The sequence below is a fragment of the Hathewaya massiliensis genome, assembly GCF_902143515.1.
In the GTDB taxonomy this organism is placed as follows: domain Bacteria; phylum Bacillota; class Clostridia; order Clostridiales; family Clostridiaceae; genus Hathewaya; species Hathewaya massiliensis.
Genome location: NZ_CABFVD010000003.1, coordinates 175,844 through 190,153, shown reverse-complemented (window position 1 = coordinate 190,153; position 14,310 = coordinate 175,844). Strand labels below are relative to the sequence as shown.

Annotated in this window: 15 protein-coding genes and 1 riboswitch; of the genes, 9 read left to right on the top strand and 6 right to left on the bottom strand. The window is 29.1% G+C overall.

The annotated features are described in order from the left end of the window. Positions 1-20: 20 nt before the first annotated feature. Complete coding sequence (locus FNZ64_RS07995; RefSeq protein WP_142414269.1) at positions 21-350, top strand: hypothetical protein; 330 nt, start codon at positions 21-23, stop codon at positions 348-350. Positions 351-396: 46 nt separating this feature from the next. On the opposite strand, the gene pssA is transcribed toward FNZ64_RS07995, so the two are convergent. Next, positions 397-909, bottom strand: coding sequence for a CDP-diacylglycerol--serine O-phosphatidyltransferase (gene pssA / locus FNZ64_RS07990; RefSeq protein WP_185903725.1), 513 nt, complete (start codon positions 907-909; stop codon positions 397-399). A gap of 254 nt (positions 910-1,163) precedes the next feature. Between pssA and FNZ64_RS07985 the strand changes: the two genes are divergently transcribed. The 3 genes from FNZ64_RS07985 to FNZ64_RS07975 all read left to right on the top strand — a co-directional run bounded on the left by FNZ64_RS07985 (position 1,164) and on the right by FNZ64_RS07975 (position 3,297). Next, entirely contained in the window at positions 1,164-1,592 is a 429-nt protein-coding gene (locus FNZ64_RS07985; protein WP_142414267.1) for a CBS domain-containing protein, read from the top strand. A 105-nt stretch (positions 1,593-1,697) separates the two neighbouring features. Beyond that, entirely contained in the window at positions 1,698-2,591 is an 894-nt protein-coding gene (locus FNZ64_RS07980) for a YegS/Rv2252/BmrU family lipid kinase (protein ID WP_142414266.1), read from the top strand. Positions 2,592-2,652: 61 nt separating this feature from the next. Beyond that, positions 2,653-3,297 (top strand): hypothetical protein, encoded by a 645-nt coding sequence (locus FNZ64_RS07975; protein ID WP_142414265.1) that lies wholly within the window; start codon positions 2,653-2,655, stop codon positions 3,295-3,297. Between the two features lie 15 nt (positions 3,298-3,312). Here FNZ64_RS07975 and FNZ64_RS07970 read toward each other — a convergent pair whose 3' ends face one another. From FNZ64_RS07970 to FNZ64_RS14925, 3 genes are all read right to left on the bottom strand, one after another. After that, a complete protein-coding gene (locus tag FNZ64_RS07970) occupies positions 3,313-5,163 on the bottom strand; it encodes a YgiQ family radical SAM protein (RefSeq protein WP_142414264.1) in 1,851 nt (616 codons plus the stop codon). Between the two features lie 130 nt (positions 5,164-5,293). Next, a complete protein-coding gene (locus FNZ64_RS07965) occupies positions 5,294-6,394 on the bottom strand; it encodes an asparagine synthetase B family protein (protein ID WP_243129235.1) in 1,101 nt (366 codons plus the stop codon). A gap of 41 nt (positions 6,395-6,435) precedes the next feature. Beyond that, positions 6,436-6,732, bottom strand: a complete 297-nt coding sequence (locus FNZ64_RS14925; protein ID WP_243129234.1) for a hypothetical protein — start codon at positions 6,730-6,732, stop codon at positions 6,436-6,438. Between the two features lie 369 nt (positions 6,733-7,101). Between FNZ64_RS14925 and sleB the strand changes: the two genes are divergently transcribed. Continuing rightward, positions 7,102-7,779: a spore cortex-lytic enzyme gene (sleB, locus tag FNZ64_RS07960; protein ID WP_142414358.1), complete on the top strand. Its 678-nt coding sequence runs from the start codon at positions 7,102-7,104 to the stop codon at positions 7,777-7,779. Positions 7,780-7,975: 196 nt separating this feature from the next. On the opposite strand, the gene FNZ64_RS07955 is transcribed toward sleB, so the two are convergent. After that, the gene (locus FNZ64_RS07955; protein WP_142414263.1) at positions 7,976-9,016 is read right to left on the bottom strand and encodes a M42 family metallopeptidase; all 1,041 of its coding nucleotides are present in this window, start codon (positions 9,014-9,016) and stop codon (positions 7,976-7,978) included. Positions 9,017-9,188: 172 nt separating this feature from the next. Between FNZ64_RS07955 and FNZ64_RS07950 the strand changes: the two genes are divergently transcribed. Next, a complete protein-coding gene (locus FNZ64_RS07950) occupies positions 9,189-10,550 on the top strand; it encodes a VanW family protein (RefSeq protein ID WP_185903719.1) in 1,362 nt (453 codons plus the stop codon). A 246-nt stretch (positions 10,551-10,796) separates the two neighbouring features. Here the strand turns inward: FNZ64_RS07950 and gap are convergent, their stop codons facing one another. Further along, on the bottom strand, positions 10,797-11,801 hold the full coding sequence (gene gap, locus FNZ64_RS07945; RefSeq protein WP_423244939.1) for a type I glyceraldehyde-3-phosphate dehydrogenase: 1,005 nt from the start codon (positions 11,799-11,801) through the stop codon (positions 10,797-10,799). Positions 11,802-12,152: 351 nt separating this feature from the next. On the opposite strand from gap, the gene trmL reads away from it, so the two are divergent. The 3 genes from trmL to FNZ64_RS07930 all read left to right on the top strand — a co-directional run bounded on the left by trmL (position 12,153) and on the right by FNZ64_RS07930 (position 14,308). Beyond that, positions 12,153-12,620, top strand: coding sequence for a tRNA (uridine(34)/cytosine(34)/5-carboxymethylaminomethyluridine(34)-2'-O)-methyltransferase TrmL (gene trmL / locus FNZ64_RS07940; RefSeq protein ID WP_142414260.1), 468 nt, complete (start codon positions 12,153-12,155; stop codon positions 12,618-12,620). Positions 12,621-12,631: 11 nt separating this feature from the next. Continuing rightward, positions 12,632-13,471, top strand: a complete 840-nt coding sequence (locus FNZ64_RS07935) for a DegV family protein (protein ID WP_142414259.1) — start codon at positions 12,632-12,634, stop codon at positions 13,469-13,471. Positions 13,472-13,653: 182 nt separating this feature from the next. Next, positions 13,654-13,805: riboswitch (glycine riboswitch) on the top strand. A gap of 125 nt (positions 13,806-13,930) precedes the next feature. Continuing rightward, positions 13,931-14,308, top strand: coding sequence for a GrdX family protein (locus FNZ64_RS07930; RefSeq protein ID WP_142414258.1), 378 nt, complete (start codon positions 13,931-13,933; stop codon positions 14,306-14,308). Positions 14,309-14,310 lie beyond the last annotated feature (2 nt).

Here is a 14,310-nt window from a genome sequence, read left to right as displayed (position 1 = left end):
TTATTTAGGTGTGATTATAGTTGTCATATAGAAGAATAGTTGAAAATTATTATTGTGATGTAAATAATACTTGTGATCTTTTACTAAAACTTGTGAACGCCTACAGACTTTTAGTTGGTGGGGCAGATGAACTAAACAGAATAGCTTTAGCTTCAAAAAATGATATAAAAAAGGCTTTAAAACGAGCGGATGAATTGGGAGAAATAATAGATGATGTAATAGAAGACTTAGATTATTGTATTGGAAATTACACAGATTATTGTAAGTTAAAATCTAAGGTTTTAAAGGTGAGGTTATGTGAAAAGGAAGTTTTACTTGAAATAGAGGAAGGGCTAAAGCTTAAAGAGTAAAAGGAGGATATAATTAAATATTAAATCCTCCTTTTATTTATTAAAGTTAAAACTTTTTAAATTTAATTTTGCTAACCATTAAATAAGATAGTGAGAGAATAATTACAATGGTTAATACTAAGTTATTTGCAGATTTATAAGTCATAAGTGCATATAAGGCTAATATGGAACCTGCTATAGTTATAGGTATTCCTGAGAATACATTTTCAAAATCCATTGTATTATATCTAGCTAGTCTATAAGCCCCAGTAACAGGGAATATTACAACAAGTGCATATCCTATAATATTGAAGGATGTAAGATTATATATTAAACAAATTAACATGCTTGGAGCAACACCAAAAGAAACCAAGTCTGCAAGAGAATCTAATTCCTTACCTATTTCACTAGAAACTCCCAATAATCTAGCAACTCTTCCATCATATCTATCTATTAAGGCTGCACATAAAATAAAAACTGCGGCCAAAGCATAGTTACCGTTAAATGTCATTAGCAAAGATAACACACCTAAGGTTAAATTGCTAAGGGTAAAAAGATTAGGTAAAAAGCTTTTAGGCATTTCAAATTTAGACATTCTACCACTCCTAAAGTATTTACGTAAATTTATAATTCCTTTTAAAATATTAAATAAAAAACTATATAATATAATCATTATATCATCTTTTAAAATTAATAAAAGAAAGATATATAAGTTTTTTTAAAACTTTAGATATTATACCTTTAGGTTATATGGATATATGTAAAACTATATGAAAAAAAAACCATTAATATTATTAACTAATACGGGTCAAAATATTAGTGGAGGTGTTTTTCATGAAAGTTAAAGATATAATGTCAAGAGATATTGTTTCATTAAATTCAGAAGATACAGTGGATCGTGCAGCAGAGCTTATGAGAAATTATAACATAGGTTCAGTACCAGTTTGTAATGGGGAAACTGTTATAGGTATAGTAACAGATAGGGATATAGCTATACGTTCTGTTGCTAGTGGGGAAAATTTTAAAAATCAAAAGGTAAGAGATATTATGACATCGAATCCTGTTTGTGGTTCCGCATCTATGACAACAGATGATGCTGCAAGGCTTATGAGTGAGAGACAAATAAGAAGGCTTCCTATAGTAGATCAGTCAAGTTTAGTTGGAATGGTATCCTTAGGGGATTTAGCTACAGAACCTAAGCTTAGAAATGAAGCAGGAGATGCTTTAACAGAGATTTCAGAATCAAGTTCTCCTGAATTTTAACTTCATATTTTAACTATAAAATCCACAAGAGGTAAGTAGAATCTTGTGGATTTTATAGTTTATAGGTATAATGATATATAATATGCAAAATTAGGAGAGAGGGATATGAAGAAAGTTAAATTTTTATATAATCCTTATTCAGGAGAAAACCATATACTTTCAGATCTTGATACGGTTATAAATGTACATCAAAGATACGGATACACTGTGGTTCCCTTTAGAATAGCTTATGAATATGAAATTTGTGATGCATTTAATAATATTGATGATGAGTATACTTATATTTTAGTTGCAGGTGGGGATGGAACTGTAGATAATGTGGTTAATGCCATGAAAGAAAAGGGAATAGATCTTCCTATAGGGATTCTACCAACAGGTACTGCTAACGATTTTGCAAAGTTTATAGGTATGTCTACTAATATGGAAGAAGCTTGTAATCAAATTTTAAATAGTAAACCAGAAAAAATTGATATAGGAAAAATAAATGATAAGTATTTTGTAAATGTAGCTAGTACAGGACTTTTTACAGATGTATCTCAAAAAACTGATGTTAACTTGAAAAACACTATTGGAAAATTAGCTTACTATATAAAAGGTATGGAACAGATATCTAATCTTAGAAAGCTAAAGGTAAAAGTTCAATCTAAAGAAATGGTATATGATAACTATATGTACTTAACTCTAGTTTTTAACGGGAGAACTGCTGGAAACTTTAATTTAGCTTATAAATCAGAAGTAGATGATGGTCTCTTAGATGTAATTATAATAGAAGGTGTAAATATACCAAATATAATTAATATATTTATAAAGATATTAAAGGGAGAGCATCTTGAAGATATAAAAGGGGTAGTTTATTTTAAAACTGATAAAGTTACTATATATTCTGATGAAAATATAGCAACAGATATTGATGGGGAGAAGGGACCTGATTTTCCGCTAGAAATAACTTGTTTAAAGGAAGGCTTAAGTATTTTAGGATATAATAGAGAAAAAAATTAATAGTCATAAATTTAAAAGCTCCAGAGTAATATTAAGTAATAGTAATTAAAGGAGATGTTTTATGGGAATATATCTTTATTTTATACAACTATTACTTGTTATTTTAGGGGCTTTTTTTGCATTGAATAATAATAAAAAATATTCTTCAGCTAGAATAAAACTTTGGTATGGCATAAGTTTTTCTTTTGTAATTACAAGTTTTTTAATGAAACTCTATATGCTTATCTTTTCTAATTTAAACAATTTATATCTTTTTAAACATATATATTATTTAAACTATTTAGGAATTGTAATGGGTACTTTAATTTCTATATTTATATTTTTAAGAAGTAATAGGTTAAAATTTGATTATATTAAATTTGTATTTTTTTGTATGTTCATAGTATATATGATGTTTATGTATGGAAATCCTATTGAAGTTAAGCTTAGGGGTCAATATGGATATTTCATGACCTTGGCAACTCCTTATTATGAGGAGCTTTTTAGAATTATTTTTAATGGATTAGTTATACTAGCATCTATATACATATTAAAGACAGAGTTTAAAGATAAATTAGGTGGTGTATACATTTTAACCTGTGGAGTTATTGGGATGATTACATCTATTCTAATTAAAAATTATGAAGTTGCTATAATTTTAAGGACCTTTGTGCAATTGTTATGGATATTAACAATGAATTATAGTATATATAAATTAAAAAAATAGCACCTAAATATAGTGCTATTTTTTTCTTTTTGATTTATGGTTTTTGTTAACTCTAGTGCTTCTTGGTTTGAAATCTGGAATTAAGCAATTTTTACCATTTCCTATTAAATCTTCACGATGTTCTTTAATTAAGGCTTTTTTAACTAAGTCATAATTTTTAGGATCCCTAAATTGAAGTAGAGCCCTTTGCATATTTTTTTCTTCTTGTTCAATAGGAGTATAAACTTTTTCATTAGTGAAAGGGTTAATTCCGGTGTAATAAATTGTAGTGGATAAACTTCCAGGGGTAGGGTAAAAATCTTGTACCTGTTCTGGGTTATATCCCATGGTCTTTATATATTGAGAAAGCTTAATTGCCTCTTTCATAGTGCTTCCGGGATGACTAGACATTAAATAAGGAACAAGGTATTGTTTTAAGTTTAGTCTTTTATTCATATTAGAATATTTTTCACAAAAAGCATCATAAACTTCTCTAGTTGGTTTTCCCATTTGATTTAAAACACGATCGCTTATATGCTCAGGAGCAACTTTAAGCTGTCCACTGATATGATATTTACATAATTCCTCTAAAAATTTAGGATTTTTATCATGTAATAAATAGTCATATCTAATACCAGAACGAATAAATACTTTTTTTATCTTCGGTAGTTTTCTTACTCTCCTTAATATATTTAGATATTCTGAGTGGTCTATTATAAGATTTTTGCAAGGAGTAGGGAACATACATTGTCTATGTTTACAAACACCTACACTTTCTTGTATTTTGCAAGCTTTATTTCTAAAGTTAGCTGTAGGGCCACCTATATCATGAATATATCCTTTAAAGTCTTCTAGAGTTGTAAGTAATTGTGCTTCTTCAACTATGGAGTCTTCAGAACGTTTTTGAATTACTCTTCCTTGATGAAAGGTTAGAGCACAAAAAGAGCAAGAACCAAAGCATCCTCTATGGCTAGTTATTGAGAATTTAACTTCCGTAATAGCAGGAATACCGCCCTGTTTTTCATAAGTCGGATGATAAGTTCTAACATAAGGTAGATTATATACTTTATCCATTTCTTCCACAGTAAGAGGAGAATTAGGGGGATTTTGAATTATATATTTATCACCATGCTTTTGAACTACAGTTTTTCCACGGATAGAATCTTGTTCCTCAGCTTGAAGTTTAAAACTTTTAGCATAAGCTTTTTTACTCTCTAGGGTTTCTTCATAAGAAGGAGTAAGAACAGGGGAAGTTAAATCTTCTATATTTGAATCACAGTATACAGTACCACGAACAGATTTTATATCCTTAATGTCCATGCCATATCGCATTAAATTAGCAATTTCAACTACGGGTTTTTCACCCATACCATATATAAGTAAATCAGCTTTTGAATCTAGTAGTATACTTCTTCTTACCTTGTTGCTCCAATAATCATAATGAGCAAATCTTCTTAAACTGGCTTCAATGCCACCTAAAATTATGGCGCTATCTCTGTAAGCTTCTCTTATTTTATTAGCATATACAATAACAGCCCTATCAGGTCTAAATCCGGACTTACCTCCGGGAGAATATAAATCATCATGCCTTCTTTTTTTAGCAGCTGTATAATGATTTACCATAGAATCTATATTTCCTGAGTTAACCAAAAAGGCATATTTTGGTCTACCTAGTTTTTTAAAGTCATCTATATTAGTCCAATTAGGTTGAGCTATAATACCTACAGAAAACCCTTCGCTTTCTAGAACTCTACCAATGATTGCAGTACCAAAGGAAGGGTGGTCTACATAAGCGTCTCCTGTAACTATAATAAAGTCTAACTGATCTATTTCTCTTTTTTTCATATCTTCTTTAGAAATAGGCAAAAATTCCTTTGTTAATTTCATAAATTATTTTCCTCTCTATAAAAGTTCCATGATTAAAAATAATAATACATAGAAATAGCATTCTAGGATTTAATCCTAAAAGCATGTATTTATTATATTAGCACAAGAAACTTTAAATATAAAGTTAAACTTATGATATACTGTCTTCTATAAAAATTTTATGCCATAGCATGAAAATTAAGATTGTCCATATTTTTCTACTATTATCTAAATAACCTTTTCTATGCTCTTCTAAAAGCTTAATAACATAGTCCTTATTAATATATTTTTCAGTATGGCTTTCTTTTATGAGAGAAGTTGCCCAAGGATATAATTCGTTTTTTAACCAAACTCTTATAGGAACAGGATAACCTAATTTTTTTCTATTAATTAAATCCATAGGAAGTTCTGATTTAAAAGCTTCTCTTAATAGGTATTTTGTAGTACCATTATAGACTTTGTCCTCATAACCTAAGGAAGAAGCTACTTTAAACACTTCTCTATCTAGGAAAGGAACTCTAAGTTCAAGAGAATTTGCCATGGTCATTCTATCAGATTTAACTAATATATCTCCTTTAAGCCAAGTACAAAGATCTATGTATTGCATTTTACCTATACAATCTAAATCTTCCACCTTTTTATAGAAGGAGTTAATAAAGTATTCAGAAGCAAATTCCTCATTATAAGAGTTTAGCAGTATACTTTTTTCAGGTTCTTTAAAGATGTTTGCATTTCCAAAGTATCTTTTTTCTAAGGGGGTACATCCTCTATATAAAAAGCTCTTACCCTTTGTACCTTCTGGCAATATATGAGAAAAATCCCTTAAAAAGTTCTTCATAAATTTTGGTATATGATTAAACATTCTTAAAGAATTTGGTTCATTATATATGTTATATCCACCAAATAGTTCATCAGCACCTTCGCCAGATAAAATAACCCTAACATGTTTGCTTGCTTCTTTTGCTATAAAGTAAAGAGGAATTTCTGCAGGGTCTGCAACAGGTACATCCATATGCCAGATTATTTTAGGAAGCTCAGTTATAAACTCTTCACAGCTAATGAATTTATGTATATTTTCTATTCCTATAAAATTTGCCGTAGATTTTGCATGTTCTACTTCACTATATCCGTTTAATTCAAAACCTACAGTAAAGCTTTTAAGCTTTGGATTAATTTTTGATGCAATTAAGGTTACTATGGAGGAATCTATGCCTCCTGATAAAAAAGATGCTACAGGAAAATCGCTTAGCATGTGTTTTTCTACTGATTCATAAAGTACATTTCTTATATTCCTTATTTTTTCATCTTTAGAATTAGAATTAATATTAAAAGAAAGATTAGGGTTAGATAGTTGTAAATTTCTCCGTTAAATATAAGTTTATAATCTTCACCATTAAGGGAGAAGGGTTGTTTACCATTTTCAAAATCTATTAGGCTAAGTCTTCTAAAACCTAAAAAAATATATTCATTAAAATATATGCCTTCATCATCGGGTCCTCTATGCTGTATTATGTCATTGCAAAGCTTCATTTTATCACTTTGTGCCTTAGTTAAAATATTATTACTAAAAAAAGCTGTAAATCCACACAAAATAAACTCCTCCAAAACTAAATTTTTGTATATTATATTATGATATGACATATTATGCTAAATAAAAACTATGTACTATATAATAATAGATAATACCATAAATTTTTACTAAAAATATAAGTGTATCTAAAATGTAACCATATTTAATTATATTGTAAATTTAGCTTTACTAAATTTTAGAGTAAAGAAACTTAGTTTAATTTAAACTAAAAACGTATTCTATGGTAGATACAACTTTATTATTAAAAATATTTAAAATATGAATTATTTTTAAAAACTAACACAAAATATTTTTAACGATAATATTGTAAGGAGGTAGGAATATTGGAGGGAAATAAGAAGAAAATAAATAAATCATTGTTTATTTTTATGGTTATAATAATCAACATTTCATTTTTAATTGTGTTTAAAAATAGTAACCTTAATAAGAATGTAATCGAAGAAACTCAAACGACAGCTTATAGTTATGGTTCAACTTCTGATACTGTAAGAACCATTCAAAGTAAGTTAAAAAATTGGGGATATTATGGTGGGTCAGTTGATGGGATATATGGGTATGGAACCTATACAGCAGTAAAGAAATTTCAAGAAAAAAATGGGCTGAATGTAGATGGAGTGGTGGGGACTGCAACTCTAAATGCACTAGGAATAAATGAAAAAAGTGCTGGTGGAAACTATAGAACTTATAATAGTAATAATTCAGACTTAATGCTTTTGGCTAGACTTATAAATGGAGAGGCTAGAGGAGAACCTTATGAAGGGCAAGTTGCTGTTGGAGCAGTTGTACTTAATAGAACTAGAAGCCCTCAATTTCCATCAAGCGTAGCAGGAGTTATATATCAACCAGGGGCTTTTACAGCTACAGTGGATGGTCAAATAGATGCAGAATTAGAGCAAACATCTATAAATGCTGCTAGAGATGCATTAAATGGATGGGATCCATCAGGAGGAGCCTTATATTATTTTAATCCAGCAAAGACTACAAATAAATGGATTTGGTCAAGACCTCTAATTAAAATTATAGGAAAACATAGATTCTGCCAATAGGCTTTAAAATAAATAATTAAAAAGAAAAAATATAAATTTAAAAGAAAAAATATAATTGAAGTTATACTATAGGTCTATTTGCAAAAAAATAAAGGGACTGTTGCATTAAGAGCAAATACTACAATATTGTTCTAATTTTAAATTTCCAAATCAATATAGTGTATGTAAATTCATTAGTGCAACAGCCCATTATAAATTATTTTTCCATTGAATATTTTACTACAAGGTCTAAAGTAGCTAAAATAGAATCCATATGAGTTCTTTCATAGCCATGAGATGCGAATATACCAGCTCCGATTAGTGCTGTTTTTATATCCCATCCAGCTCTTAAAGCAGCTGAAGCATCAGAACCATAGCTAGGATATATATCTATTTTATATCCTATGTTTTCTTTTTTACATAAATCCACTAATCTATTTCTAAGTTCTACAGTGTAAGGACCAGTTGAATCCTTAGCACAGATACAAACATCATATTCTGTTGAGTTTTGGTCAAGTCCAGGACAGCCCATATCTACAGCTATAAATTCTTTAGTATTTTCAGGAATAGAAGCTGAAGCACCGTGTCCAATTTCTTCAAAGTTACTAATAAAGAAGTTTATAGTGTGAGGTAATTTTATGTTATTTTTAGCAATGTGTCTTATAGTATATAATAAGATACCAACACTAGCTTTATCATCTAAGTGTCTTGATTTTACAAATCCACTTTCAGTAAATGTAGTTCTAGAATCAAAGCAAATAAAGTCACCTACATTTATGCCTAAGTTTTCAACATCTTCTTTAGAAAATACTTTTTCATCTATAACAACTTCCATGTTATCTGTACTTCTTTTTAATTCATATGCTTCATTTCCACTAATGTGAACAGAAGGTTTTATGGTTTGAATAGTTCCACTGTAAATTTTTCCATCCATAGTGTGGATTGTACAATTTTCGCTCTCTATAGAGTTCATCATATATCCACCAACAGATGTTATACCTAATTTACCATTAGATTTTAAAGTTTTAACCATAGCACCTAGGGTATCCACGTGAGCAGAAAAGGTTTTTTGATAACTGTCATCTTCACCTTTTAATGTAGCTACTAAAGCCCCCTTATTAGTAACAACATAAGGTACATTTAAACTATCTAATTCTTTTTTTACATAGCTCATAACCTCGTCTGTATAACCTGAAGGACTTGGAATTGTTAATATGTTTTTTAAGTAACTTTTTAATATTTCTACGTCGTATGACATTATACCACCCCTTAATTTTAAAATGTAAATAAAATTTAACACATAAATATCTTAACATATAATAAAATAAAAATGAACCAAAATAAACAAAACACTAAAATAAGCAAAAGGATATATGATTAGAAAAACTTTTGTAGTATAATAGCAATATGGGCAGAAGGGAGTTATGATAATGAAGAAAAACAGCAAAAAAGGTATTATTATAAGTACACTTTTATTGCTTATTATATTAGGAGGTGCTTTTGGAGCTTATGTTTATTCTACAGTGAATAAATGGTCTAATTTAATATATCCAGGTGTTATGGTTGGGGATGTAAAATTAGGAGGCAAAACAAAAGAAGAGGCACAAAAACTAATAAAAGAAAAATATCAGGATGAAATGTTAAAAAAGAAAATTATTATTAGTGCCAAGGGAAAAGAGTACTCTATAGATTATAATAAGCTAGATGCAAAATACAATATAAATGAAACAGTTAATACTGCTATGAACTATGGTAAAGATGAAAGTAACTTTAAAAAATTCATGGATATTAAGAAAAATAAGAGAAAGAATGTAGAATTAAAATTCGATTATAAAAAGGAATATATAGATAACGTTATAAAACAAATTAAAAACGACATGAATAAAAATGCAAAAGATGCAACCATTACTATGGTGTCTGGTGGAAACTTTGCTGTTCACGAAGGGGTACATGGTTTTAAGGTAAAAGAGGACAAGCTTAAAAATGAAATTCTATCTAAAGTTAATGGAGAATTAACTAATGGAGTTGTAAAAATAGAAGCACCATTTGAAATAGTAAAACCTAAAAAGACAAAAGAACAATTAAGTAAAATAAACTCGCTTATAAGTTCATACTCTACAACTTTTAGGTCAGGAAACTATGGAAGGTACACTAATATAAGATTATCTACTGAGGCTATAAACGGAGTTGTATTACTTCCAGGTGAGGCTTTCAGCTTTAATAATGTTGTAGGAGAAAGAACTGCAGAGAGAGGATATAAAAAAGCTAATGTTATTTTTAATAATGAATTTGTTGAAGATTTAGGTGGCGGTATATGTCAAACATCAAGCACACTATATAATGCTATGATAAGAGCTAAAGTAGATCCTACAGAAAGGTATAGTCACACTATAGCATCAAGTTATGTGGATATAGGACAAGATGCTACAGTAAGTTGGGGAGGACCTGATTATAAATTTGTAAATAATTTAAGCTATCCAATATATATTCAAGGGTATACCACAAGTACTTCTGTAGGCTTTAATGTGTACTCAAATGAAGAGTTGAAAAAATACACATATAAGGTTTATTCAGCGGATAAGGAAGAACTTCCAGCTAAAACAAATATAATAACAGATCCTAAGTTACCATCTGGTACAGAGAATGTAACTAAAAAATCATATTCAGGTCATAAAGCAACTATATATAGAGAGACATATGAAAATGAAAAACTTATTAAAAAAGAAGTTCTGCATAAGGTTAATATTGCTCCAGTAAATGGGGTAGTTGTTAAAGGTACGGGAAAGCAGTAGCTTTAAAATTTGCTATGCTCAAACATTAAAACTTTTCAACATAATAGTTACTAAAGAAATAATGAAATTCTAAAACTTGTTCATATGTGATTACGTAACCATCGTATGGACAAAAATCTTTAATACAGTCTTTAATAAAAATTGATTATACAAATTAATAGTATAAGAAAAGAGGGTGCAATTTATAAGTTGCACCCTCTTATTCTTATATAATATAGATTTACACTTCATATTATATAAGGAAAATTACATGTTTTTAATTATATATTGAACTAAGTCAACTACTCTTGTAGAGTATCCCCATTCGTTATCATACCAAGCAGCAACTTTAACCATATTATCTCCAATTACCATAGTTGAAAGCCCGTCCACTATAGATGATCTCTCATCACCAGTATAGTCTACAGAAACAAGAGGTTCCATAGAAAAACCTAATATTCCCTTCATAGCTCCTTCAGAAGCTTCTTTTAAAGCAGCATTTACTTCTTCAGCTGTAACATTCTTTTTAAGTTCACAAACAAGATCAGTAATAGATACTGTTGGAGTTGGAACTCTTAAGGAGAATCCATTTAGTTTACCTTGAAGTTCAGGAATAACTATTCCAACTGCTTTTGCAGCACCAGTAGTTGTAGGAATTATAGACTCAGCAGCAGCTCTTGCTCTTCTTAAGTCTTTATGAGTTTTATCTAAAGTATTTTGATCGTTAGTATAAGAGTGTACAGTTGTCATTAATCCTTTAACAATACCAAATTTATCATTTAAAACCTTAGCAACTGGTGCTAGACAGTTTGTTGTACAAGATGCGTTAGAAATTATTTGATGTTTATTTAAGTCTAAAGTATTTTCGTTAACGCCTAAAACTATGGTAGCATCTACATTTTTACCAGGTGCTGATAAAACAACTTTTTTAGCACCGTTTTCAATGTGAGGCATTAAATCTTCTTGTGTTTTAAACTTACCAGTAGTTTCAATTACAATATCTACCCCTAATTCTCCCCAAAGAATTTCCTTTGGACTTGGTTTTCTTAATATTTTAATAGCTTTTCCATTTACAATTAATTCATCTTCTGAATATGAAACTTCTCCATTAAATTTACCAAAACATGAATCATACTTAAATAAGTGGCATAGTGTTTCACTATTAGCTCTTGCATTTATAGCAACTATCTCTACATCTTCACGACCATTTTCCATAGCGATTCTTAAAACACTTCTACCAATTCTTCCAAAACCATTAATTCCGATTTTCATTAGGTAACCCCCCATACATCTTACTTTATATTAAATAATATATAACAAATAATATATTGTATACATTATTTATATAAAAAAACCATACTATTTGTCAATAATATTATATAATATTTAATATGTGTTACACTTAATATTCGGGGATTAGCTCAGAATACCTTTCAAATTGAATAAATATCTTCATATTTTAAAAAAGTAAAAAAATAAGTTGCAAATTTGAAAACATAATTTAAATAATTTTCTTATTACATAATGTAATAGTTTAATTTATGCTATAATATAAAAGTATAAAATAGAATTGTTTATGTTACATACATATTAAACTATAGATACTTAAGAGGAGGAAAAAAAGTGAATCTTAATATAGTTTTATTTCAACCAGAAATTCCTCAAAATACTGGGAATATAGGAAGAACTTGTGTGCTTACTGATTGTAAGTTGCATTTAGTAAAGCCTTTAGGATTTGAAATTGATGGAAAAGCTGTTAAAAGAGCAGGGTTAGATTACTGGAGTCAATTAGAATTAGAAGTTCATGAGTCATATGAAGCTCTAAGGGAAAAATATAAAGAATCCACTTTTTATTTTTGTACAACAAAGGGTGAAAAATTTCATAGTGATGTAGAGTTTAAAGAAGGAGATTTTCTTGTTTTTGGAAGAGAGTCTTCAGGTTTTCCAGACTATATACGAGAGGAAAATAGTGAAAGGTGCATTAGGGTACCTATGATAAACACTACAACAAGGTCACTTAACTTATCTAATACAGTAGCTATAATTGCCTATGAGGCATTAAGACAAATAAATTTCCCTAATATGAAATAGGAGGAAATGTTGTGGAAAAAATCAAAGTAATTACTGATAGTACATCAGATTTACCGGAAAGTTTATTAAAGGAAAAAGATGTAGAAGTTCTACCCTTAATTGTAGAGTTTGAAGAAAAAGATTACATAGATGGAATTGATATTACATTCCCGGAGTTAGCAGTTAAAATGGAAACTTCGGATTGTTTTCCAAAAACAGCTGGAATAAATCCGCAAAGATTTATGCAGTGTTATAAAAAGTATCTAGATGAAGGGTATAAGATTATTTCTATACATCTTTCATCTAAAATGAGTGGAACTTATCAATCAGCATGCATGGCAAGAGACATGCTTGAAACCGATGATATAGCAGTAATTGATAGCTGCAATGTAACTTCAGGCTTAGGGCTTTTGGTACTTAAAGCCTGTAGACTAAGAGATAAAGGTCTTAGTTTAAAGGAAATAGAAAACTCTATAAAGCAAACAATACCTCATGTGAAAAGTTCTCTTGTTTTTGGATCTTTGGACAACCTTGTTAAAGGTGGTAGATTATCTAAAACCGCAGGAATGGTTGGAAATTTACTTAATATAAAATTAATACTAGAGGTCAATAATGGGGAGATGAAGGTTAGAGAAAAAGTAAGAGGAACTAAAAAAGCAGTAAAAAATGCTATAAAATATATAGAGGAAAAAGGCATTAATGAAGAGGAAGATAGAATTCTTTTAACTTCTGGCAGTGAAGAAATTAGAGAATTAATAAAATCTGCATATGATAAATTAGACACAAAATACATTGAATCAGAAGTTGGGTGTACTGTGGGAGTGCATGCAGGTACTACAGCGGCAGGTATATTTTTCATAGAAAAGTATTAATTATAGTAAGATTGTTTAAACTTTAATTATTGCAAAATTAAATGAATTTTATTAATTTATTGTTTTTTTTAATATATCTATAGATAAATTAAATAAGAAATTTTCAAAATACTATAGAAATTTAATTATTTATAGGTTATAATTGATAATGTAATAACGATCTAAAAAATAAATATTGCTGGATGACATCTTCGAGAGATGATTTTAAAAGTTTAAGAAGTTCACAATAATTAAATTTATATGTGATTTCTAAAATTTTAAAATAGCCGAAGGAACAAGTATTTATCTAGCCGATAAATATGAAATTCTCAGGCAAAAGTATCGAAGGTCGACAGATCTCTGGAAAGCGTAAAGCACCGAAGGAGTAATTCTCTCAGGTAACAAGACAGGGCATAAAGGCTAAAGCTTTTTATGTCGTGTCTTTTTTAAATATACTTATAAAAATTTTAGGAGGACAAAGTGGTAGAACAACTATTTATTATCACCAATAATCCTTTAAGTGAGAAGAATTTTAGCGAAAAGTACGAAGTTATATTTATAGACGGACCTATGGAAGAAGTTTATAGAGCTGTAAGGGATAAAATACATATTGGTCATAAGCTATTAACCCATCCACTGATGGGAAGTGTAAAACCAAATGAAACACCTTATAGAACGGTTTGTCTTTCAAAGGAAAAATTAAAAAGTGTAGACTTAGATTCATTATCTATAATTGAAAGCAGCATAATGACATTAAAAAAATTTCTGAATATTTCACCACTTCCAATATATGGGGAGAGTGTAATGAAAGATTTTCAAGTTATAGATTATGATTTAATATATCATGCGTTGAATTAAAG

Coding starts and splice junctions, on each gene's coding strand:
- pssA (WP_185903725.1), bottom strand. CDS start 909: ATGCCTAAAAGCTTTTTACCTAATCTTTTTACCCTTAGCAATTTAACC.
- FNZ64_RS07985 (WP_142414267.1), top strand. CDS start 1,164: ATGAAAGTTAAAGATATAATGTCAAGAGATATTGTTTCATTAAATTCA.
- FNZ64_RS07980 (WP_142414266.1), top strand. CDS start 1,698: ATGAAGAAAGTTAAATTTTTATATAATCCTTATTCAGGAGAAAACCAT.
- FNZ64_RS07975 (WP_142414265.1), top strand. CDS start 2,653: ATGGGAATATATCTTTATTTTATACAACTATTACTTGTTATTTTAGGG.
- FNZ64_RS07970 (WP_142414264.1), bottom strand. CDS start 5,163: ATGAAATTAACAAAGGAATTTTTGCCTATTTCTAAAGAAGATATGAAA.
- FNZ64_RS07965 (WP_243129235.1), bottom strand. CDS start 6,394: ATGCTAAGCGATTTTCCTGTAGCATCTTTTTTATCAGGAGGCATAGAT.
- sleB (WP_142414358.1), top strand. CDS start 7,102: ATGGTTATAATAATCAACATTTCATTTTTAATTGTGTTTAAAAATAGT.
- FNZ64_RS07955 (WP_142414263.1), bottom strand. CDS start 9,016: ATGTCATACGACGTAGAAATATTAAAAAGTTACTTAAAAAACATATTA.
- FNZ64_RS07950 (WP_185903719.1), top strand. CDS start 9,189: ATGAAGAAAAACAGCAAAAAAGGTATTATTATAAGTACACTTTTATTG.
- gap (WP_423244939.1), bottom strand. CDS start 11,801: ATGAAAATCGGAATTAATGGTTTTGGAAGAATTGGTAGAAGTGTTTTA.